Below are 21,655 nucleotides of genomic sequence, written 5' to 3' on the forward strand. Positions count from 1 at the left end.
TCGATCCCGTTAACTCCCATTTTAGCGGGTGTAGTTTAGTGGTAAAACTACAGCCTTCCAAGCTGTTGTCGCGAGTTCGATTCTCGTCACCCGCTTTGAACTTTGTTCTTTGTACCAAGTTTTTAACTTGGGCGCGTAGCTCAGGTGGTTAGAGCGCACGCCTGATAAGCGTGAGGTCGGTGGTTCGAGTCCACTCGTGCCCATAGTGTTTAGTCCATTAGTGGGGGATTGGAATATTATCTGTTCACTAAGAAGACGCGGGCTTGTTCCCGTATAAACTATTTTGGAGGATTACCCAAGTCCGGCTGAAGGGAACGGTCTTGAAAACCGTCAGGCGTGTAAAAGCGTGCGTGGGTTCGAATCCCACATCCTCCTTTTGTATTAACGCGGGATGGAGCAGCTCGGTAGCTCGTCGGGCTCATAACCCGAAGGTCGTAGGTTCAAATCCTGCTCCCGCAATAAGGCTCGGTAGCTCAGTTGGTAGAGCAATGGATTGAAGCTCCATGTGTCGGCGGTTCGATTCCGTCTCGCGCCATTTATATATTTTGGAAGGGTAGCGAAGAGGCTAAACGCGGCGGACTGTAAATCCGCTCCTTCGGGTTCGGGGGTTCGAATCCCTCCCCTTCCATTTTACGGGCATAGTTTAAAGGTAGAACTAAGGTCTCCAAAACCTTCAGTGTGGGTTCAATTCCTACTGCCCGTGTTAATAGAATTATGGCGGGTGTGGTGAAGTGGTTAACACACCAGATTGTGGCTCTGGCATGCGTGGGTTCGATCCCCATCACTCGCCTATTTTATATTATTGGGGTATAGCCAAGCGGTAAGGCAAGGGACTTTGACTCCCTCATGCGTTGGTTCGAATCCAGCTACCCCAGTTACTATTTGCCGGCGTGGCGGAATTGGCAGACGCGCTGGACTCAAAATCCAGTGTCCGCAAGGACGTGCCGGTTCGACCCCGGCCGCCGGTATAGTATAGCGATAAGGAACGTTGTAAGTCTTCGTTCCTTTTTTATGTTATTTTTGGTATAATAATACTTATCCAAATTTTATTTAGATTATGAAAGTGTAGGGAAGTATGTCTCGTTCTATCGATTTATTAAAACATCGGTATTTGAAAAATATTAAAGAAAATCCTGAATTGTTTGTCGGGATTGAGCTGGAATATCCTGTTGTAAACTTGGAAGGGGATGCTACAGATGTTGAAGTTATCAAGTACTTATTCCGATATTTAGTTTCTTCTTTTGATTTCACTGTCGAAAAGGTAGATGATTTTGGCAATCCGATCCAGTTAGTAGATCCGATAAGTCAGGATGCTATTTTGTTTGAAGTTTCCTATACTACGATTGAGTTTGCATTTGGTAAGGCCGAAACAATTCAAGAGGTCGAAAATCGTTTCAATAATTATATGGATGTAATTCAGAGACAATTAGGCGAATCCAATCATGCTATCGTTGGTTGCGGTATTCATCCTAACTGGGATAAAAATGAGAATTGTCCAGTGGCTTATCCACGCTATCAGATGTTGATGGATTATTTGAATTTGAGTAGGAATGTGATTGAATCAGATTTACATCATTTCCCTGAATATGGTGCTTTTATCTGTGGGAGTCAGGTTCAGCTGGATGTTTCAAAATCTAACTACTTACGGGTGATTAATGCTTTTACTCAAATTGAAGGAGTTAAGGCTTATTTATTTGCCAATTCTGAGTTTTCAGGTGAGGATTGGGATACGAAAATTTCAAGGGATATTTTTTGGGAAGAATCGATGCATGGTATATATCCAGAGAACGTCGGTGTCAATGCTAGGCTCTTTAAAGATAAGGATGATTTTTTTGATTATCTAGATCATTCTGCAATTTTTACTGCGGAACGTGATGGGCAAACCTATTATTTTTATCCGATTCAGGCTAGGGACTATTTGGATACACCTGAAATCCAAGCATTTGATCTTAATGGGGATGAGGTTCTTATTTCCCCTCAAGAGAAGGATTTTGAAACTCATCGTAGTTATCAGTACCAAGACTTAACGACTCGCGGAACAGTTGAGTTTCGTAGTGTGTGTACTCAATCTCTAGATAGAACCTTCGCTTCAGCAGCTTTTCACTTAGGATTGTTGGTCAATTTATATAAGTTAGAAGCTTACTTAGAAACAGCACCTTTTTTTAAAGAATTTGGGCGAAATTATAAGTTTTTAAGACGACAATTTTCTAAGAAAAAGCTTACAGAACAGGAAGAAACTGCAATTATAGAGTTTTCAAAAGACTTACTCCAGCTAGCTGAGGAAGGTCTGCAGATGAGAAATAAACAAGAAATGATTTATTTACAGCCTTTGAAAGAAGAATTGGGACTATAATTTCTTTTATAAAGGGAGAATTTTCTGAAAAATCATGATATAATGGAAGAGACTATAGATAAAGGATAGAGAGTAATGACATTAGTTTATCAATCAACGCGTGATGCGAAAAATACAGTAACTGCTAGCCAAGCTATTTTGCAAGGTTTGGCGACGGACGGTGGTTTGTTTACACCGCTTACTTATCCAAAGGTCGATTTGGACTTTGACAAATTGAAAGATGCTTCTTATCAGGAAGTTGCTAAGTTAGTTTTGTCAGCATTTTTAGATGACTTTACAGCTGAAGAGTTGGACTACTGTATCAACAATGCCTACGATAGCAAATTTGATACTCCAGCTATCGCACCATTAGTGAAATTAGACGGGCAATACAACTTGGAACTTTTCCATGGTTCAACAATTGCTTTTAAGGATATGGCCTTGTCTATCTTGCCATACTTTATGACGACTGCTGCTAAGAAACATGGCTTGGAGAACAAAATCGTCATTTTAACAGCGACATCTGGTGATACTGGGAAAGCTGCTATGGCAGGGTTTGCGGATGTTCCTGGCACTGAGATTATCGTCTTTTATCCAAAGGATGGTGTCAGCAAGGTACAAGAGTTGCAAATGACCACTCAGACTGGTGACAATACTCATGTTATCGCCATTGATGGTAATTTTGACGATGCGCAAACCAACGTGAAACATATGTTTAACGATGTAGCCCTTCGTGAAAAATTGGCTACCAACAAGTTGCAATTTTCATCAGCTAACTCGATGAACATTGGTCGTCTGGTGCCACAGATTGTCTACTATGTGTATGCTTACGCTCAGTTGGTCAAGACTGCTGAGATCGTGGCTGGTGATAAGATTAACTTCACAGTACCAACAGGAAACTTTGGAAATATCTTGGCTGCCTTTTATGCCAAACAAATCGGTCTTCCAGTTGGCAAATTAATCTGTGCTTCAAATGACAACAATGTTTTGACAGACTTCTTCAAAACACGTGTTTACGATAAGAAACGTGAGTTTAAGGTAACAACTAGCCCATCTATGGATATCTTGGTATCTTCAAACTTGGAGCGTCTCATTTTCCATCTTTTGGGTAATGATGCGGTTAAGACAGCTGAACTCATGAATGCTTTGAATAGCCAAGGTCAATATGAGTTGACAGACTTTGATGCAGAGATTCTTGACCTCTTTGCAGCTGAATATGCGACTGAGGAAGAAACAGCAGCAGAAATCAAGCGTGTTTATGAGTCAGATTCTTATATCGAGGATCCACATACGGCGGTTGCCTCAGCAGTTTATAGAAAATACCAAGCGGCTACTGGCGATGCGACTAAGACAGTGATTGCTTCAACAGCTAGTCCATACAAGTTCCCAGTAGTTGCAGTAGAAGCTGTAACGGGGAAAGTTGGCTTGACTGACTTTGAAGCCTTGGCTCAATTACATGAAATCTCAGGCGTTGCAGTGCCACCAGCAGTTGATGGGCTTGAAACAGCTTCTGTTCGTCATAAGACAACAGTGGCAGCTGCTGATATGCAATCAGCGGTTGAGGCTTATCTAGGACTTTAAGACAGAGGGAGTAAACTCGGTTGGGAAACCAACTGAGTTTCTTTTCATCAGGAGGAGAGATTGTTTAAGAAAAATAAAGACATTCTTAATATTGCCTTGCCAGCTATGGGCGAAAACTTTTTGCAGATGCTCATGGGAATGGTGGACAGTTATTTGGTCGCTCACTTGGGCTTGATAGCTATTTCGGGTGTATCAGTAGCTGGCAATATTATTACGATTTATCAGGCGATTTTCATCGCTCTGGGAGCTGCTATTTCCAGTGTTATTTCAAAAAGCATGGGGCAGAAAGACCAGTCGAAGTTAACCTATCATGTGACCGAGGCCTTGAAGATTACCTTATTATTAAGTTTCCTTTTAGGAGTTTTGTCCATCTTCGCTGGGAAAGAGATGATAGGGCTTTTGGGGACGGAGAGAGATGTAGCTGAGAGTGGTGGACTCTATCTATCTTTGGTAGGCGGATCGATTGTTCTTTTGGGCTTGATGACTAGTCTGGGTGCCTTGATTCGTGCAACGCATAATCCACGTCTGCCTCTTTATGTTAGCCTCTTGTCAAATGCTTTGAATATTCTCTTTTCAAGTCTAGCTATTTTTGTTCTGGATATGGGGATAGCTGGTGTTGCTTGGGGGACAATTCTGTCTCGTTTGGTTGGTCTTGTGATTTTGTGGTTACAATTAAAACTTCCTTATGCGAAGCCAACTTTTGGTTTAGATAAGGAGCTGTTGACCTTGGCTTTACCAGCAGCTGGAGAACGTCTCATGATGCGGGCTGGAGATGTCGTGATCATTGCCTTGGTTGTTTCTTTTGGGACGGAGGCAGTGGCTGGAAATGCAATCGGAGAAGTTTTGACCCAGTTTAACTATATGCCTGTCTTTGGCGTGGCTACGGCAACTGTCATGCTGGTGGCCCGAGCAGTTGGAGAGAATAATTGGAAAAGAGTCGCTAGTTTGAGCAAACAAACCTTTTGGCTTTCTCTGATTCTCATGTTGCCCTTGACCTTTAGTATCTATGCCTTGGGGGTACCATTAACTCATCTCTATACGACTGATTCTCTAGCGGTGGAGGCTAGTGTTTTAGTGACACTTTTTTCACTACTTGGTACTCCTATGACGATAGGAACAGTCATCTATACAGCAGTCTGGCAGGGTTTGGGCAATGCTCGGCTTCCCTTTTATGCGACAAGTATAGGAATGTGGTGTATCCGCATTGGAACAGGATATCTGATGGGGATTGTGCTTGGTTGGGGCTTGCCCGGTATTTGGGCCGGAACCCTTTTGGATAATGGTTTTCGTTGGTTATTTCTACGTTACCGTTACCAGCGTTATATGAGCTTGAAAGGATAGGAAATGCAAAAAACAGCTTTTATTTGGGATTTAGACGGGACTTTATTGGACTCTTACGAAGCAATTTTATCAGGGATTGAGGAGACTTTTGGTCAGTTTGTTATTCCTTATGATAAGGAGAAGGTGAGAGAGTTTATCCTCAAGTATTCGGTGCAAGATTTGCTTGTGCAGGTGGCAGAAGAGCGAAAGCTAGATGTGGAAGTGCTAAATCAGGTGCGTGCCCAGAGTCTGACTGAGAAGAATGCTCAGGTAGTTTTGATGCCAGGTGCGCGTGAGGTGCTAGCTTGGGCAGACGAGACAGGGATTCAGCAATTTGTCTACACTCATAAAGGAGATAATGCTTTTACCATTCTAAGAGACTTGGGTTTGGGATCTTATTTTACAGAGATTTTAACCAGTCAGAGTGGCTTTGCGCGGAAGCCCAGTCCAGAAGCGGCTACCTATCTGTTAGACAAGTATCAGTTGGATTCTGAGAAGACCTATTATATAGGGGATCGAACTCTGGATGTGGAATTCGCCCAGAATAGTGGTATTCAGAGCATTAATTTTTTAGAGTCGTCTTATGGAGGCAATCATAGGATTCAAGGGTTAGCAGATATTCCTTGTATTTTTGGGGATTGGGAACGATAAGATTGTGTCAGTTTTGTGACAGATACCTAACAAACTATTTCAAGTAACTGAGTTTGTTACAAGGAATAGACAGTTCTATTAAATAGGCCCGAGAGGGCTTTTTTTCTGCTCTTTTTGTGTTATCATAGACAGGTACTCATTTGAAAGGAATTTGAAAGAATGAAGAAAAGAATATTATTAGCCTCAACAGTAGCCTTGTCATTTGCCCCAGTATTGGTAACTCAAGCAGAAGAACTTTTTTGGACTGCACGTAGTGTTGAGCAAATCCAAAATGATTTGACTAAAACGGATAACAAAACAAGTTATACAGTACAGTATGGTGATACCTTGAGCACAATTGCAGAAGCCTTGGGTGTAGATGTCACAGTTCTTGCGAATTTGAATAAAATCACTAATATGGACCTGATTTTCCCAGAAACTGTTTTGACAACGACTGTTAATGAAGCTGAAGAAGTAACAGAAGTTGAAATCCAAACTCCTCAAGCAGACTCTAGTGAAGAAGTGAGAACTGCGACAGCAGATTTGACAACCAATCAAGTGACGGTTGATAATCAAACTGTTCAGGTTGCAGACCTTTCTCAACCGATTGCAGAAGCGCCAAAAGAAGTAGCATCAAGCTCAGAAGTTACAAAGACAGTGACTGCTACAGAAGAAGTGACACCATCTACAGGTACTTCTGTCCCAGAGGAGCAAACATCCGAAACAAGTAGTGCAGTTGAAGAAGCAGCTCCTCAGGCAACGATTCCAACTGAGAAGCAGGAAACACAAGCAAGGACTCAAGCTGAATCAGCAGTAGAAGCAACTACAACGCCAGCAGAAGAAACAGCAAGCGAAACAACTGTAACAAGTGCAGAAGAAGTAAAAGAAGTAAAAGAAGTAGCATCATCAAGTGAAGCTGCACCAACAGTTTCTACTTATCAACCAGAAGAGACGAAAATAATTTCAACAACTTACACAGCTCCAGCTGCGCCCGATTATGCTGGACTTGCAGTAGCGAAATCTGAAAATGCAGGCCTTCAACCACAAACGGCTGCCTTTAAAGAAGAAATTGCTAACTTGTTTGGCATCACATCCTTTAGTGGTTACCGTCCAGGAGACAGTGGAGATCACGGAAAAGGTTTGGCTATCGACTTCATGGTACCAGAAAGCTCAGAACTAGGGGATAAGATTGCGGAATACGCTATTCAAAACATGGCTAGCCGCGGCATTAGTTATATCATCTGGAAACAACGTTTCTATGCTCCATTCGATAGCAAATATGGACCAGCTAACACTTGGAACCCGATGCCAGACCGTGGTAGCGTGACAGAAAATCACTATGACCACGTTCACGTTTCAATGAATGGATAAATCAGACTTGGTAATATCATTTTGACGAATGAGATCTAGCTTTCGTGATAGGAAGCGAGTCTCGTTCGTTTTTTGTTTATCAATTTGAATGGGAAGTTACCATCTTGTAATGATTCAAGCATAATCCTTGAAATTTTTTTTACTTTGCATCATAATTGATTAGTCAACTATTGATAAATCAATAAAAGAGAAGAAGAAATGTTAGAGATTCAAGATTTACTGTATCAACTCCGCTTGTCTGAGCAAGCGAGTACGCAATTGTTTGAAAAAAGGCTTGGGATTAGTTTGACACGGTATCAGATTTTATTATTTTTACTGAAGCATTCCCCTTGTAATCAAATAGCGGTTCAGGAGCGTTTGAAGATTGATCAAGCTGCCTTGACACGACATTTCAAGATTTTGGAAAAGGAAGGTCTGGTGGAGCGTCATCGCAATCCTGAAAATCAACGAGAAGTGTTGGTAGAGACTACGAAGTATGCCAAGGAGCAGTTAGTTGTGAATCCGCCTCTGCAGCATATCAAGGTTAAAGAAGCGATGGAAAGTATCTTAACAGAGTCTGAAAGAACAGAACTCAGCCGTTTAGTAAATAAATTGGTTTTGGGTATTGAAAATATAGAAATTTAAGGAGAAATAGGTGTCAATTATGACAATCATTTTAGCAACGATTGTTGCTTTGGAGCATTTTTACATTTTTTATTTGGAAAGTATTGCAACGCAATCAGATGCGACTAGTCGTGTCTTTAACATGGACAAGGAAGAACTGGCTCGTCCGTCAGTAAGTTCATTGTTTAAAAATCAAGGGATTTATAATGCTCTGCTAGGAGTCTTTCTCTTGTATGGGATTTATTTCTCACAGAATTTAGAAATTGTGACTATTTTTGTTTTATTTGTGATTGGTGCTGCGGCTTATGGCTCTCTCACAGCAGATAAGAAAATTATTTTGAAGCAAGGAGGACCAGCTATTTTGACCTTGATGAGTATTTTACTCTTTAAATAAACTCATACTCTTCGAAAATCAAATTCAAACCATGTCAGCGTCGCCTTGCCGTACTCAAGTACAGCCTGCGGCTAGCTTCCTAGTTTGCTCTTTGATTTTCATTGAGTATCAAAGAGCAATCCTAGCCTCGCTAGTCCTTTTCACTCCAGAATAAGGGAAATATGTTATACTTGTCTTTAAGAAAATAGTTTCATTAAATTGGTTTTGAGGAGTTAGAAATGAAAGTATTAGTGACAGGCTTTGAGCCCTTTGGAGGTGAAAAGGTTAATCCAGCTTTGGAGGCCATTAAAGGTTTACCAGCTGAAATCCATGGTGCTGAGGTCCGTTGGTTAGAAGTGCCAACAGTCTTTCACAAATCGGCCCAAGTATTGGAAGAAGAACTGATTCGTTATCAACCTGACTTTGTCCTTTGTATCGGCCAAGCTGGTGGAAGAACTAGCTTGACACCCGAGCGAGTGGCCATTAATCAAGACGATGCACGCATACCGGATAACGAAGGTAATCAACCGATTGACCTTCCTATTCGTCCAGATGGTGCTCCTGCCTATTTTAGTAGTCTGCCGATTAAAGCGATGGTCCAAGCTATAAAAAAAGAGGGCTTGCCGGCCTCTGTTTCCAATACGGCAGGGACTTTTGTCTGCAATCATTTGATGTATCAGGTCCTCTATTTGGTAGAAAAGAAATTTCCACATATTAAGGCAGGTTTTATGCATATTCCTTATATGATGGAACAGGTGGTGAATCGACCGACTACTCCAGCTATGAGTTTAGTGGATATTAGGCGAGGGATAGAAGCGGCAATCGGCGCCATTATCGAACATGGAGATCAGGACCTCAAGTTGGTAGGCGGAGAAACTCATTGATAGAAAAAAGCTTGAGGGAAAACCTTCAAGCTTTTGGACGTTTTTGAGCCAGTATAGATCGGTAGAAAATTATTTTATTGATTTGAATGTAGGGTAGGAGTGAGAAACTAGCAATCCCAAAGGTAATCCAATTGAGGAAGTACCAAGGAAGGAGTTGTAGGTCTAGAATAAAGCGTTGAAATTTGTAGCCTTTCATCAGGAAACGGCTGGTTTTTAGGATTTGTCCTGGTTTGGCTTGTCCTAAGTCTAGAGTGTCACAGAGGAGAAATTCTACCTGTGAATAGGCATAGTATTGTGGAATATAGAGACTATTTCCGACAATCATCAAGAGGACACTTGCTAGAAAGTAGAGACCAAAGGTCATGAGGAAGCGTTCGGTTTCAATTGACGTGAGATCCAGATTGGGAAACTCAGGATGAAGGACAATGAATTTCTTTGCTAGAAAGCTACTGTAAAAAAGAAAGTAAATTCCAAGCAAGCTAGGAATGCTCCATAAAAAGAGAGAGAAACGTTTGAGAAGGAGGGTCAAAAAGGTTTGTGAAAAGTGCTCTTCGTCAAATAGAGCCAGACTATTTTTGACGGATAGTTCTGTATCTGGATTCTTGATGAGTTTCAGAGTTGTATAAACTGAACTGGTTAGAAGTATTGTTCCGATAAAGGAGACTAATAGTGGAAAAAGGTAGGCTTGGAATACATGACCAAGCACGCTTAAAAAGGATTGCTCTAAAATAGACTCGTTGATACGCTCTAAGGGATTGAGGAAGCCAGACAATATGACCAGCATGCTAGGTAAGAGATAGACGAGAAAGAGGCGGGGATTTTCAGCCTGAAATTGTCTGGCTTGCAGACGAACGGTTTTTAAATCAATTTTTGGGTATTTCATTCTCTCATTATACCATAGTTCGTGACAGTTCCTACTTTTTTTGATAAAATCATACAGTATGCCCTTGGGCACAAAGTATGAACTGGGACTGTTTTTCCCAGCTTCGGAGGTAAAAAATGTCAGATTCACCAATCAAATATCGTTTGATTAAGAAAGAAAAACACACGGGAGCTCGTCTGGGGGAAATCATCACTCCCCACGGTACCTTCCCAACACCTATGTTTATGCCAGTTGGAACTCAAGCCACTGTCAAAACTCAGTCGCCTGAAGAATTGAAGGAGATGGGTTCGGGAATTATCCTATCAAACACCTATCATCTCTGGCTTCGCCCTGGAGATGAACTCATCGCACGCGCAGGTGGTCTCCACAAATTCATGAATTGGGATCAACCAATTTTGACAGATAGTGGTGGTTTTCAGGTTTATTCCTTAGCAGATAGCCGTAATATCACAGAAGAAGGTGTAACCTTTAAAAACCATCTCAATGGTTCTAAGATGTTCCTATCGCCAGAAAAAGCCATCTCTATTCAGAATAATTTGGGTTCAGACATCATGATGTCCTTTGACGAATGTCCTCAGTTTTATCAGCCTTATGACTACGTTAAGAAATCAATCGAGCGTACCAGTCGTTGGGCTGAGCGTGGTTTGAAGGCTCATCGTCGTCCGCATGACCAAGGATTGTTTGGGATTGTGCAGGGGGCAGGATTTGAAGATCTTCGCCGCCAATCGGCTCATGACCTTGTCAGCATGGATTTTCCAGGCTACTCTATCGGTGGTTTGGCAGTGGGAGAAACCCATGAAGAGATGAATGCAGTCTTGGACTTTACAACTCAATTGCTACCTGAAAATAAACCTCGCTATTTGATGGGGGTCGGAGCACCAGATAGCTTGATTGATGGTGTGATTCGTGGGGTGGATATGTTTGACTGCGTCCTGCCGACTCGTATTGCTCGTAACGGAACTTGTATGACCAGTCAGGGGCGTTTGGTTGTCAAGAATGCCCAGTTTGCTGAGGACTTTACGCCACTGGATCCTGAGTGTGATTGCTACACATGTAAGAACTATACACGCGCCTACCTTCGTCACCTGCTCAAGGCCGATGAAACCTTTGGTATCCGCTTGACTAGCTACCACAATCTTTACTTCTTACTCAACCTGATGAAGCAAGTGCGACAAGCCATCATGGCTGACAATCTCTTGGAATTTCGTGAGTATTTTGTGGAAAAATATGGCTATAATAAGTCAGGACGCAATTTCTAAAATGGAATTGATATAAGCTAAAAATCCTAAGTTTTCTCTTAGGATTTTTCTTCTTTTTTTGATAGAATAAAGTGTACAATGAAAGGAAGAATAAACTCGTATGCGCATTAAATGGTTTTCCTTGATTAGGATTATAGGTTTACTTTTGGTACTCTTGTATCACTTCTTTCAGACCATCTTTCCTGGAGGTTTTTTCGGGGTAGATGTCTTTTTCACGTTTTCAGGCTTCCTGATTACGGCTCTACTCATCGAAGAATTTTCTAAGAATCACGAGATTGACTTGATTGGATTTTTTAGGAGACGCTTTTATCGGATTGTTCCACCTGTGGTTTTGATGGTCTTGGTAACCATGCCCTTTACTTTCTTAGTTCGACAAGATTATGTAGCTGGAATTGGGGGTCAGATTGCAGGTGTCTTAGGCTTTATGACCAACTTCTATGAACTTCTAACAGGTGGGAGTTATGAATCTCAGTTCATTCCTCATTTGTTTGTTCATAATTGGAGCTTGGCCGTTGAGGTTCACTACTATATTCTTTGGGGATTGGCAGTTTGGTTCTTATCTAAACAGGCTAAATCAAATGGTCAGTTGAAGGGGATGGTCTTTCTTTTATCTGCCACTGCCTTCTTGATCAGCTTCTTCTCCATGTTTATTGGTAGTTTTCTAGTAACCTCTTATTCCTCTGTTTACTTCTCCAGTTTAACTCATGTCTATCCATTCTTTTTGGGAAGTATCCTAGCAACTATTGTAGGCGTTCGTCAGACGACTTCCCTCGTCAAGCAGTTGGATAAAATCTGGGATTTACGAAAGACCCTGTTGATTTTTGCAGGAGGTTTTGCCTTCTTACTCATTTTGACCTTCTTTGTCAAATTTACCTATCTCTTTGCCTATCTTATTGGCTTCTTGCTTGCCAGCCTTGCAGCTCTTGCTATGATTCTGGCGGCGCGTGTCTTACATGAAAAGACTCCTAACGTGCAGGAGCCAAAGATGATCAGCTTTTTAGCGGATACTAGCTATGCGGTTTATCTTTTCCATTGGCCTTTCTATATCATTTTTTCACAGTTGACATCAAATCTTCTTGCTGTATTACTGACTTTGATTTTTTCTTATGGCTTTGCTAGCCTATCATTCTATGTATTGGAACCTTGGATTGCAGGAAAGAACACACCTATTATACAAACTCTTCGTCCCCTGCCTTATATTCACGCAATTCTTGCAACAAGTACAGGAATCTTGGCCTTCATTGTCTTCTTAGTAACTCTGTTGGCACCACAAGTGGGAGCGTTTGAGACAGATTTAACTGTCAATGGCTTGAAGCAAGCTGCAACAAATATTGCCCAAACAAAAGTGATGGCAGAACGAGCAGAAGCTGATAGTTTGGGGATTGCTGATGGTACTATGTTAATTGGTGACTCGGTGGCTTTAAGGGCAAATACAGCTTTGCAGACAGCCCTTCCAGGAGCACAGATAAATGCTCAGGTCAGCAGAACAACCAAGAATGCCAATGAAATCATGCTAAACAATAGCCAGAATAAATTTTTACCTAAGATGGTGGTCATTGCGACTGGGGTAAATAATCCTGAAAATTACAAGGAAGACTGGGACAGTATCGTGAAAAATCTTCCTAAGGGCCATCATATGGTTTTGGTGACTCCTTATGAGGGAGATAAGACAAAAGAGACCTATGCCATCGTTGAGAAGGCGGCTGCCTATATGAGAGAATTGGCAGAGAAGACACCTTACATTACGATAGCAGATTGGAATCAAGTTGCGAAAGAGCATCCAGAAATCTGGGCAGGAACAGACCAAGTCCATTTCGGAAGTGACACTAGCACTATTGAAGTAGGAGCAAAATTGTATGCAGATACCATTGCTACAGCCTTGCAAACAGCTCAAGACAAACCAGTCAAATCAAAATAACCTGTATTACAGAGAAAAGAGTTGGAGAAATCCAGCTCTTTTAAAATATCTCTAGAAAATAGGTCTATACCATTTACAAATAAAAAAGAAAGGTTTATAATGTAATTGACATAATAAATTGTAGAATCAATCTTTTAAGGAGGTTAACATTATGCCTAACTATATTAAAGCAGATCAATTTTTCTACCCACACGGGGTTCGTCGTGGTGGATACTTGGAACTTGTGGACGGCAAGTTTGGAAAACATGTAGAGCAAATTCCTGAAGGAGCAGAGGTGATTGACTATACAGGTTATAGCATTGCACCAGGTCTTGTGGATACTCATATTCATGGATATGCAGGTGTAGATGTGATGGACAACAACATTGAAGGGACATTGCATACTATGAGTGAAGGACTTCTTAGTACCGGTGTTACCAGTTTCTTGCCCACAACTTTAACAGCCACTTATGAGCAATTGCTTGCAGTCACTGAAAATCTTGGAAACCATTATAAAGAAGCAACAGGTGCTAAGATTCGTGGGATTTATTATGAAGGTCCATATTTCACAGAAACTTTTAAGGGGGCACAAAATCCAACTTATATGAGAGACCCGGGTGTTGAGGAGTTTCATTCTTGGCAAGATGCTGCAAAAGGGATGCTAAATAAAATCGCTATTGCACCAGAACGTGATGGGGTGGAAGATTTTGTACGTACTATTACAGGTGAAGGTGTGACAGTTGCACTTGGACACTCAGATGCGACATTTGAACAAGCTAAGAAGGCAGTTGATGCTGGAGCTAGTGTATGGGTACATGCCTATAATGGGATGCGTGGTTTAACACACCGCGAACTAGGTATGGTAGGAGCTATGTATGAGCTCCCACATACTTACGCAGAATTGATTTGTGATGGTTATCACGTAGATCCAAAAGCTTGTGAGATTTTACTTAAGCAAAAGGGGACAGAAAACATCGCTCTTATTACGGACTGTATGACAGCTGGTGGGCTTGAAGACGGTGACTATATGTTGGGAGAATTCCCTGTTGTAGTAGCAAATGGAACTGCACGTCTCAAATCTACTGGTAATTTGGCAGGTTCTATCCTCAAACTTAAAGATGGTATGAGAAATGTAGTCGAGTGGGGTATTGCAAATCCACACGAAGCGGTCATGATGGCTAGCCTTAACCCAGCAAAATCTGTTAATATTGATGATGTCTGTGGACAAATTCGTGAAGGATATGATGCAGACTTTATCGTATTAGATAAAGATTTGGAATTGGTAGCAACCTACCTAGACGGTGTGAAACGTTATCAAGCATAAGAGAGAAAGCAGAAGTTAGAGATTAGCTTCTGCTTTTTTATCTATATTGCTTTACCGGTAAATGAAAAAGTTAAAAATATCACAAAAAATCTTGAACAAGCAATTGAAAAGGTTTACAATTACATTATAAATAATACAAATAAAAAAACGGAGGAGTGCTTTATGAAAGCCTATACTTATGTTAAACCAGGACTTGCTTCTTTTGTTGACGTTGACAAACCAGTGCTTCGCAAGCCAACAGACGCTATTGTGCGTATCGTAAAAACCACTATTTGTGGAACAGACCTCCATATTATCAAAGGGGATGTTCCTGCTTGTCAAAGTGGTACCATTCTTGGTCACGAAGGAATTGGGATTGTTGAAGAAGTTGGGGAAGGAGTTTCTAACTTCAAAAAAGGCGATAAGGTCTTGATTTCTTGTGTTTGTGCCTGCGGTAAATGCTACTACTGTAAAAAAGGAATTTATGCCCACTGTGAAGACGAAGGGGGCTGGATTTTCGGTCACTTGATTGACGGTATGCAGGCTGAGTATCTACGTGTCCCTCATGCAGATAACACTCTTTACCACACTCCAGAAGCCTTGTCAGATGAAGCCTTGGTTATGCTATCAGACATTCTGCCTACTGGATATGAAATTGGTGTCTTAAAAGGGAAAGTAGAACCTGGTTGCAGCGTAGCCATTATTGGTTCAGGTCCAGTTGGTTTAGCAGCTCTTTTGACAGCTCAATTCTATTCACCAGCTAAATTGATGATGGTGGACTTAGACAATAACCGCTTGGAAACTGCTGTATCATTCGGTGCGACTCATAAGATTAATTCTTCAGACCCTGAAAAAGCCATTAAAGGAATTTATGATTTGACAGATGGCCGTGGGGTAGATGTTGCTATCGAAGCTGTTGGTATTCCTGCAACATTTGATTTCTGTCAAAAGATTATCGGTGTAGACGGAACGGTTGCCAACTGTGGTGTGCATGGTAAACCAGTTGAATTCGATTTGGATAAACTTTGGATTCGTAACATCAATGTAACAACTGGTTTGGTATCTACAAATACCACTCCACAATTGTTGAAAGCTCTTGAAAGTCATAAGATTGAACCAGAAAAATTGGTAACTCATTATTTCAAACTAAGTGAAATTGAAAAAGCCTATGAAGTTTTCAGTAAGGCAGCAGACCACCATGCCATTAAGGTCATCATCGAAAACGATATTTCAGAAGCTTAAGTAGTAAAAACATTTTGGAACATAAGCAAATAGAAATTCAGTCATCATAGGATGGCTGGATTTTTTATCTGAAAAATAAGCAATGAGCATATTTCTTTCCTTGTTTAGCGGAATTGGTTATAATATACGGTACAAAGGAATGAATGAATATGTATCGTGTTATAGAAATGTACGGAGATTTTGAACCGTGGTGGTTCTTAGAAGGTTGGGAAGAAGATATTGTAGCAAGTAAGAAATTTGACCAGTATTATGATGCTCTCAAATACTACAAAACTTGCTGGTTTAGATTGGAACGAGAATCTCCTCTTTATAAAAGTAGAAGTGATTTGATGACCATTTTTTGGGATCCAGAAGACCAACGCTGGTGTGATGAATGTGACGAGTATTTACAACAATACCATTCTTTGGCTCTTTTGCAGGATGAGCAGGTTATTCCAGATGAAAAATTACGCCCAGGCTATGAAAAACAAACAGGTAAGGAAAGGCACCGTTCTTGCCGTATGAAATTAAAATAGAGAAAAAGTAACTTTTTTGGAGTTGCTTTTTTTATTTTCCCAAATCTTTGCGAATAGTTTAGGTGAGGAGGTAAGTATGGTTCAAGAAATTGCACAAGAAATCATTCGTTCGGCTCGGAAAAAAGGGGCGCAGGATATTTATTTTGTCCCCAAGTTAGATGCCTATGAGCTTCATATGAGGGTAGGAGACGAGCGCTGTAAAATCGGTTGTTATGATTTTGAAAAATTTGCGGCCGTCATCAGTCACTTTAAGTTTGTGGCAGGTATGAATGTGGGAGAAAAGCGACGTAGTCAACTGGGTTCCTGTGATTATGAATATGACCAGAAGATGGCGTCCCTACGTTTATCTACTGTAGGCGATTATCGAGGGCAGGAGAGTTTAGTCATTCGCTTGTTGCATGATGAGGAGCAGGACTTGCATTTTTGGTTTCAGGATATTGAAGAATTGGGCAAGCAGTATAGGCAACGGGGACTTTATCTTTTTGCTGGTCCAGTCGGAAGTGGCAAGACGACCTTGATGCATGAATTGGCTAAATCTCTCTTTAAAGGACAGCAAGTCATGTCCATTGAAGATCCTGTAGAAATCAAGCAGGGCGACATGCTCCAGTTGCAGCTAAATGAAGCAATCGGACTGACCTATGAAAATCTGATTAAGCTTTCCCTACGGCATCGTCCTGATCTCTTGATTATCGGAGAAATTCGGGACAGCGAGACGGCGCGTGCAGTGGTCAGAGCCAGTTTGACAGGGGCGACAGTCTTTTCAACCATTCATGCCAAGAGTATCCGAGGTGTTTATGAACGCCTGCTGGAGTTGGGTGTGAGTGAGGAGGAATTGGCAGTCGTTCTGCAAGGAGTCTGCTATCAGAGATTAATCGGGGGAGGAGGAATCGTTGACTTTGCAAATAAAGACTATCAAGAACACCAGCCATCTAGCTGGAATGAACAGATTGACCAGCTTCTTAAAGATGGACATATCACAAGTCTTCAGGCTGAAACGGAAAAAATTAGCTACAGCTAAGCAAAAAAATATCATCACCTTATTTAATAATCTCTTTTCCAGTGGTTTTCATCTGGTGGAGACCATCTCTTTTTTAGATAGGAGTGCCTTGTTGGATAAGCAGTGTGTGACCCAGATGCTCACGGGCTTGTCTCAGGGGAAATCATTCTCAGAAATGATGGCTAGTTTGGGCTTTTCAAGTGCCATTGTCACTCAGTTATCCCTAGCGGAAGTCCATGGAAATCTCCACCTGAGTTTGGGAAAGATAGAAGAGTATCTAGACAATCTGGCCAAGGTCAAGAAAAAGCTAATTGAAGTAGCGACCTATCCTTTGATTTTGCTAGGTTTTCTTCTCTTAATCATGCTGGGGCTACGGAATTATCTACTACCGCAACTGGATAGTAGCAATATCGCCACCCAAATTATTGGCAATCTGCCACAAATTTTTCTAGGCATGATAGGCTTTGTTTCCATACTTGCCCTTTTAGCACTAACTTTTTATAAAAGAAGTTCTAAGATGTGCGTCTTTTCTATCTTAGCACGCCTTCCTTTTCTTGGAATCTTTGTGCAGACTTATCTGACAGCTTATTATGCGCGTGAGTGGGGGAATATGATTTCTCAAGGGCTGGAGTTGACGCAGATTTTTCAAATCATGCAGGAACAAGGTTCCCAGCTCTTTAAAGAAATCGGTCAAGATCTGGCTCAAGCCCTGCAAAATGGTTGCGAATTTTCTCAGACGATAGGGACCTATCCTTTCTTTAAGAAGGAGTTGAGTCTCATTATCGAGTATGGGGAAGTCAAGTCCAAGCTGGGTAGTGAGTTGGAAATCTATGCTGAAAAAACTTGGGAAGCCTTTTTTACCCGAGTCAACCGCACCATGAATTTGGTGCAGCCACTGGTTTTTATCTTTGTGGCTCTGATTATCGTTTTACTTTATGCGGCAATGCTCATGCCCATGTATCAAAATATGGAGGTAAATTTTTAACATGAAAAAAATGATGACATTCTTGAAAAAAGCTAAGGTTAAAGCTTTCACTCTGGTAGAAATGTTAGTGGTCCTTTTAATCATTAGTGTGCTTCTCTTGCTCTTTGTACCTAATTTGACCAAGCAAAAAGAGGCGGTCAATGACAAAGGGAAAGCTGCTGTTGTTAAGGTGGTGGAAAGCCAGGCAGAGCTTTATAGCTTAGAAAAAAATGAAGATGCTAGCCTAAGTAAGTTACAAGCAGATGGGCGTATTACTCCTGAACAGGCTAAAGCCTATAATGAATACTATACTAAAAACGGAGGAGCAAATCGTAAAGTCAATGATTAAGGCCTTTACCATGCTGGAAAGTCTATTGGTTTTGGGGCTTGTGAGTATCCTTGCCTTGGGCTTGTCCGGCTCTGTCCAGTCCACTTTTGCGGCGGTAGAGGAGCAGATTTTCTTTATGGAATTTGAAGAACTCTATCGGGAAACTCAAAAACACAGTGTAGCCAGTCAGCAAAAGACTAGTCTGAACTTAGATGGGCAGACGATTAGCAATGGCAGTCAAAAGCTGACAGTTCCTAAAGGAATTCAGGCGCCATCAGGACAAAGTATCACATTTGACCGTGCTGGGGGCAATTCGTCCCTGGCTAAGGTTGAATTTCAGACAAGTAAAGGAGCGATTCGCTATCAATTATATCTAGGAAATGGAAAAATTAAACGCATTAAGGAAACAAAAAATTAGGGCAGTGATTTTACTGGAAGCAGTGGTTGCTTTAGCTATCTTTGCCAGCATTGCGACCCTCCTTTTGGGACAAATTCAGAAAAATAGGCAAGAAGAAGCAAAAATCTTGCAAAAGGAAGAAGTCTTAAGGGTAGCTAAGATGGCTCTGCAGACAGGTCAAAATCATGTAAGCATCAACGGAGTTGAGATTCAGGTATTTTCTAGTGAAAAGGGATTGGAGGTCTACCATGGTTCAGAACAGTTGTTGGCTATCAGAGAGCCATAAGGTTAAGGCTTTTACCTTATTAGAATCCCTGATTGCCCTCATTGTCATCAGTGGAAGCTTACTCCTCTTTCGAGCCATGAGTCAGCTCCTCATTTCAGAAGTCCGCTACCAGCAACAAAGCGAACAAAAAGAGTGGCTCTTGTTTGTGGACCAGCTGGAGGCAGAATTAGACCGTTCGCAGTTTGAAAAAGTGGAAGACAATCGCATTTATATGAAGCAGGATGGCAAGGACATCGCCATCGGTAAGTCAAAGTCAGACGATTTTCGGAAAACCGATGCCAGTGGACGGGGTTATCAGCCTATGGTTTATGGACTCAAATCTGCGCAGATTACAGAGGACAATCAACTGGTTCGTTTTCGTTTCCAGTTCCAAAAAGGCTTAGAAAGGGAGTTCATCTATCGTGTGGAAAAAGAAGAAAGTTAAGGCAGGGGTTCTCCTCTATGCAGTCACCATGGCAGCTATCTTTAGTCTTTTGTTACAATTTTACTTGAACCGACAAGTTGCCCACTATCAAGACTATGCTTTGAATAAAGAAAAATTGGTTGCTTTTGCCATGGCTAAACGAACCAAGGATAAAGCCGAGCAAGAAAGCGGGGAACAGGTCTTTAATCTGGGTCAGGTAAGCTATCAAAACAAGAAAACAAACTTGGTGACAAGGGTTCGTACGCCTAAGAGACAATATGAATTCATCTTTCCTTCAGTCAAAATCAAAGAAGAGAAAAAGGATAAAAAGGAAGAGGTAGCGACCGATTCAAGCGAAAAAGTGGAGAAGAAAAAATCAGAAGAGAAGCCTGAAAAGAAAGGGAATTCCTAGCCAACCAAGCTACTTTGTGTTAAACTAAAAGCATGAAACATGATTTTAACCACAAAGCAGAAACTTTTGATTCCCCTAAAAATATCTTCCTTGCAAACTTGGTTTGTCAAGCAGTCGAGAAACAGATTGATCTTCTATCAGACAAAGAAATTTTGGATTTTGGTGGAGGGACGGGTCTGTTAACCTTGCCCCTAGCCAAGCAGGCTAAGTCTGTAACATTGGTGGATATTTCGGAGAAAATGCTGGAGCAAGCTCGTTTGAAAGCGGAGCAGCAAGACATCAAGAATATCCAGTTTTTGGAGCAAGATTTACTGGAAAACCCCTTAGAGCAAGGGTTTGATCTCATTGTTGTTTGTCGGGTTCTTCACCATATGCCTGATTTGGATGCGGCTCTCTCACTATTTCATCAACATTTGAAGGAAGATGGGCAACTCCTACTTGCTGATTTTACCAAGACAGAAGCTAACCATCATGGATTTGATTTAGCTGAACTGGAAAACAAGCTAGCTCAGTTTGGTTTTTCGAGCATTGATAGTCAGATTCTTTACAGTGCTAAAGACCTGTTTCAAGGAAATTACTCAGAACTCTTTTTAACAGTAGCCCAAAAATCACTCGCCTAGTCAGGGAGTGATTTTTCTATAAGGATGGAAAAAAGAAGGGAAATTTGATAAGATAGGAATATGGATTTTGAAAAAATTGAACAAGCTTATACGTATTTACTAGAGAATGTCCAAGTCATTCAAAGTGATTTGGCGACCAATTTTTATGACGCCCTGGTGGAGCAAAATAGCATCTATTTGGATGGTGAGACTGAGTTAGAGCAGGTCAAGGAGAACAATCAGGCCCTTAAACGCTTAGCGCTTCGCAAAGAAGAATGGCTCAAGACCTACCAGTTTCTCTTGATGAAGGCTGGGCAAACAGAGCCCCTACAGGCCAATCACCAGTTTACGCCAGATGTCATTGCTTTGCTTTTGGTGTTTATTGTGGAAGAGTTGTCTCAAAAGGAGGAGATTACGATCCTCGAAATGGGTTCTGGCATGGGAATTCTAGGCGCTACTTTCTTGACCTCGCTTGCTAAAAAAGTGGATTACTTGGGAATGGAAGTGGATGATTTGCTGATTGATTTGGCAGCTAGCATGGCAGATGTAATTGGTTTGCAGGCTGGCTTTGTCCAAGGAGATGCCGTTCGTCCACAAATGCTCAAAGAAAGCGATGTGGTCATCAGCGACTTGCCGGTCGGCTATTATCCTGATGATGCCGTTGCGTCGCGCCATCAAGTTGCTTCTAGTCAAGAACATACTTACGCCCATCACTTGCTCATGGAACAAGGACTTAAGTACCTCAAGTCAGACGGATACGCTATTTTTCTAGCTTCGAGTGATTTGTTGACCAGTCCTCAAAGTGATTTGTTGAAAGGCTGGTTGAAAGAGGAGGCAAGTCTGGTTGCTATGATTAGTTTACCTGCAAATCTCTTTGCCAATGCCAAACAATCCAAGACCATTTTTATCTTACAGAAGAAAAATGAAATAGCAGTAGAGCCTTTTGTTTATCCACTTGCTAGCTTGCAAGATGCAAGTGTTTTAATGAAATTTAAAGAAAATTTTCAAAAATGGACTCAAGGTACTGAAATATAAAATAGATTTTGTTATAATAGATGAAAACGCTTAAAAGAGGA

Annotated in this window: 23 protein-coding genes and 10 tRNA genes; 32 read left to right on the forward strand and 1 reads right to left on the reverse strand. The window is 41.3% G+C overall.

Features of this window, described 5'->3' with window-relative positions; genetic code table 11:
- The first annotated feature begins 24 nt into the window (after positions 1–24).
- From HT696_RS05790 to pcp, 18 genes are all read left to right on the forward strand, one after another.
- Positions 25–95: transfer RNA gene (locus HT696_RS05790), tRNA-Gly, on the forward strand.
- Between the two features lie 34 nt (positions 96–129).
- Positions 130–203, forward strand: a tRNA-Ile gene (locus tag HT696_RS05795).
- Between the two features lie 82 nt (positions 204–285).
- A tRNA-Ser gene (locus HT696_RS05800) sits at positions 286–375 on the forward strand.
- A 10-nt stretch (positions 376–385) separates the two neighbouring features.
- A tRNA-Met gene (locus HT696_RS05805) sits at positions 386–459 on the forward strand.
- A gap of 3 nt (positions 460–462) precedes the next feature.
- A tRNA-Phe gene (locus HT696_RS05810) sits at positions 463–535 on the forward strand.
- A gap of 12 nt (positions 536–547) precedes the next feature.
- Positions 548–628 (forward strand) — tRNA-Tyr (locus HT696_RS05815).
- Positions 629–632: 4 nt separating this feature from the next.
- Positions 633–703: transfer RNA gene (locus HT696_RS05820), tRNA-Trp, on the forward strand.
- A 14-nt stretch (positions 704–717) separates the two neighbouring features.
- Positions 718–790, forward strand: a tRNA-His gene (locus HT696_RS05825).
- 13 nt (positions 791–803) lie between these two features.
- Positions 804–875, forward strand: a tRNA-Gln gene (locus HT696_RS05830).
- A gap of 9 nt (positions 876–884) precedes the next feature.
- Positions 885–968, forward strand: a tRNA-Leu gene (locus tag HT696_RS05835).
- 107 nt (positions 969–1,075) lie between these two features.
- Positions 1,076–2,353: a gamma-glutamylcysteine synthetase gene (locus HT696_RS05840; protein WP_173282972.1), complete on the forward strand. Its 1,278-nt coding sequence runs from the start codon at positions 1,076–1,078 to the stop codon at positions 2,351–2,353.
- Between the two features lie 75 nt (positions 2,354–2,428).
- Positions 2,429–3,913, forward strand: coding sequence for a threonine synthase (thrC, locus tag HT696_RS05845; protein ID WP_173282971.1), 1,485 nt, complete (start codon positions 2,429–2,431; stop codon positions 3,911–3,913).
- Positions 3,914–3,973: 60 nt separating this feature from the next.
- On the forward strand, positions 3,974–5,254 hold the full coding sequence (locus tag HT696_RS05850) for an MATE family efflux transporter (RefSeq protein ID WP_173282970.1): 1,281 nt from the start codon (positions 3,974–3,976) through the stop codon (positions 5,252–5,254).
- A gap of 3 nt (positions 5,255–5,257) precedes the next feature.
- Positions 5,258–5,884, forward strand: coding sequence for an HAD family hydrolase (locus HT696_RS05855; protein ID WP_173282969.1), 627 nt, complete (start codon positions 5,258–5,260; stop codon positions 5,882–5,884).
- Between the two features lie 159 nt (positions 5,885–6,043).
- Positions 6,044–7,234: a LysM domain-containing protein gene (locus HT696_RS05860; protein ID WP_173218875.1), complete on the forward strand. Its 1,191-nt coding sequence runs from the start codon at positions 6,044–6,046 to the stop codon at positions 7,232–7,234.
- Positions 7,235–7,432: 198 nt separating this feature from the next.
- Positions 7,433–7,858, forward strand: a complete 426-nt coding sequence (locus tag HT696_RS05865) for a MarR family winged helix-turn-helix transcriptional regulator (RefSeq protein ID WP_173218873.1) — start codon at positions 7,433–7,435, stop codon at positions 7,856–7,858.
- A gap of 10 nt (positions 7,859–7,868) precedes the next feature.
- Entirely contained in the window at positions 7,869–8,231 is a 363-nt protein-coding gene (locus tag HT696_RS05870) for a DUF1304 family protein (RefSeq protein WP_173218871.1), read from the forward strand.
- 218 nt (positions 8,232–8,449) lie between these two features.
- Positions 8,450–9,094 (forward strand): pyroglutamyl-peptidase I, encoded by a 645-nt coding sequence (gene pcp / locus HT696_RS05875; protein WP_173218170.1) that lies wholly within the window; start codon positions 8,450–8,452, stop codon positions 9,092–9,094.
- A gap of 25 nt (positions 9,095–9,119) precedes the next feature.
- Here the strand turns inward: pcp and HT696_RS05880 are convergent, their stop codons facing one another.
- The gene (locus tag HT696_RS05880; RefSeq protein WP_173282968.1) at positions 9,120–9,977 is read right to left on the reverse strand and encodes a DUF975 family protein; all 858 of its coding nucleotides are present in this window, start codon (positions 9,975–9,977) and stop codon (positions 9,120–9,122) included.
- Positions 9,978–10,093: 116 nt separating this feature from the next.
- Between HT696_RS05880 and tgt the strand changes: the two genes are divergently transcribed.
- The 14 genes from tgt (at position 10,094) to HT696_RS05950 (ending at position 21,614) form a co-directional block, all read left to right on the forward strand.
- Positions 10,094–11,236 carry a tRNA guanosine(34) transglycosylase Tgt gene (gene tgt, locus HT696_RS05885; RefSeq protein ID WP_173250001.1) on the forward strand — a complete coding sequence of 381 codons (1,143 nt, stop codon included), beginning with the start codon at positions 10,094–10,096 and terminating at the stop codon, positions 11,234–11,236.
- 100 nt (positions 11,237–11,336) lie between these two features.
- Positions 11,337–13,154, forward strand: coding sequence for an acyltransferase family protein (locus HT696_RS05890; protein WP_120164283.1), 1,818 nt, complete (start codon positions 11,337–11,339; stop codon positions 13,152–13,154).
- A 151-nt stretch (positions 13,155–13,305) separates the two neighbouring features.
- Positions 13,306–14,457 (forward strand): N-acetylglucosamine-6-phosphate deacetylase, encoded by a 1,152-nt coding sequence (gene nagA / locus HT696_RS05895; RefSeq protein ID WP_173282967.1) that lies wholly within the window; start codon positions 13,306–13,308, stop codon positions 14,455–14,457.
- Between the two features lie 162 nt (positions 14,458–14,619).
- Complete coding sequence (locus tag HT696_RS05900) at positions 14,620–15,678, forward strand: zinc-dependent alcohol dehydrogenase family protein (RefSeq protein WP_173282966.1); 1,059 nt, start codon at positions 14,620–14,622, stop codon at positions 15,676–15,678.
- A gap of 149 nt (positions 15,679–15,827) precedes the next feature.
- A complete protein-coding gene (locus tag HT696_RS05905; protein ID WP_173218179.1) occupies positions 15,828–16,193 on the forward strand; it encodes a DUF1033 family protein in 366 nt (121 codons plus the stop codon).
- 76 nt (positions 16,194–16,269) lie between these two features.
- The gene (gene comGA, locus HT696_RS05910) at positions 16,270–17,211 is read left to right on the forward strand and encodes a competence type IV pilus ATPase ComGA (protein ID WP_173253262.1); all 942 of its coding nucleotides are present in this window, start codon (positions 16,270–16,272) and stop codon (positions 17,209–17,211) included.
- Positions 17,159–18,175 (forward strand): competence type IV pilus assembly protein ComGB, encoded by a 1,017-nt coding sequence (gene comGB / locus HT696_RS05915; protein ID WP_173283442.1) that lies wholly within the window; start codon positions 17,159–17,161, stop codon positions 18,173–18,175. The genes comGA and comGB overlap by 53 nt, the downstream gene beginning before the upstream one ends.
- Before the next feature lies 1 nt (position 18,176).
- Positions 18,177–18,503, forward strand: coding sequence for a comG operon protein ComGC (comGC, locus tag HT696_RS05920; RefSeq protein ID WP_083989313.1), 327 nt, complete (start codon positions 18,177–18,179; stop codon positions 18,501–18,503).
- Complete coding sequence (comGD, locus tag HT696_RS05925) at positions 18,496–18,900, forward strand: competence type IV pilus minor pilin ComGD (RefSeq protein ID WP_240150250.1); 405 nt, start codon at positions 18,496–18,498, stop codon at positions 18,898–18,900. The genes comGC and comGD overlap by 8 nt, the downstream gene beginning before the upstream one ends.
- Positions 18,863–19,165 carry a competence type IV pilus minor pilin ComGE gene (comGE, locus tag HT696_RS05930; protein WP_188110395.1) on the forward strand — a complete coding sequence of 101 codons (303 nt, stop codon included), beginning with the start codon at positions 18,863–18,865 and terminating at the stop codon, positions 19,163–19,165. The genes comGD and comGE overlap by 38 nt, the downstream gene beginning before the upstream one ends.
- Positions 19,128–19,589 (forward strand): competence type IV pilus minor pilin ComGF, encoded by a 462-nt coding sequence (gene comGF, locus HT696_RS05935; RefSeq protein WP_173283430.1) that lies wholly within the window; start codon positions 19,128–19,130, stop codon positions 19,587–19,589. Before comGE ends, comGF begins: the two co-directional genes overlap by 38 nt.
- A complete protein-coding gene (gene comGG / locus HT696_RS05940; protein WP_173253259.1) occupies positions 19,567–19,980 on the forward strand; it encodes a competence type IV pilus minor pilin ComGG in 414 nt (137 codons plus the stop codon). Before comGF ends, comGG begins: the two co-directional genes overlap by 23 nt.
- A gap of 32 nt (positions 19,981–20,012) precedes the next feature.
- Positions 20,013–20,600, forward strand: coding sequence for a class I SAM-dependent methyltransferase (locus HT696_RS05945; RefSeq protein WP_173253258.1), 588 nt, complete (start codon positions 20,013–20,015; stop codon positions 20,598–20,600).
- A 60-nt stretch (positions 20,601–20,660) separates the two neighbouring features.
- Positions 20,661–21,614, forward strand: coding sequence for a class I SAM-dependent methyltransferase (locus HT696_RS05950; RefSeq protein WP_173283431.1), 954 nt, complete (start codon positions 20,661–20,663; stop codon positions 21,612–21,614).
- The last annotated feature ends 41 nt before the right edge of the window (positions 21,615–21,655 follow it).

The organism is Streptococcus sp. 9903, from assembly GCF_013276625.1.
Classification (GTDB): Bacteria; Bacillota; Bacilli; order Lactobacillales; family Streptococcaceae; genus Streptococcus.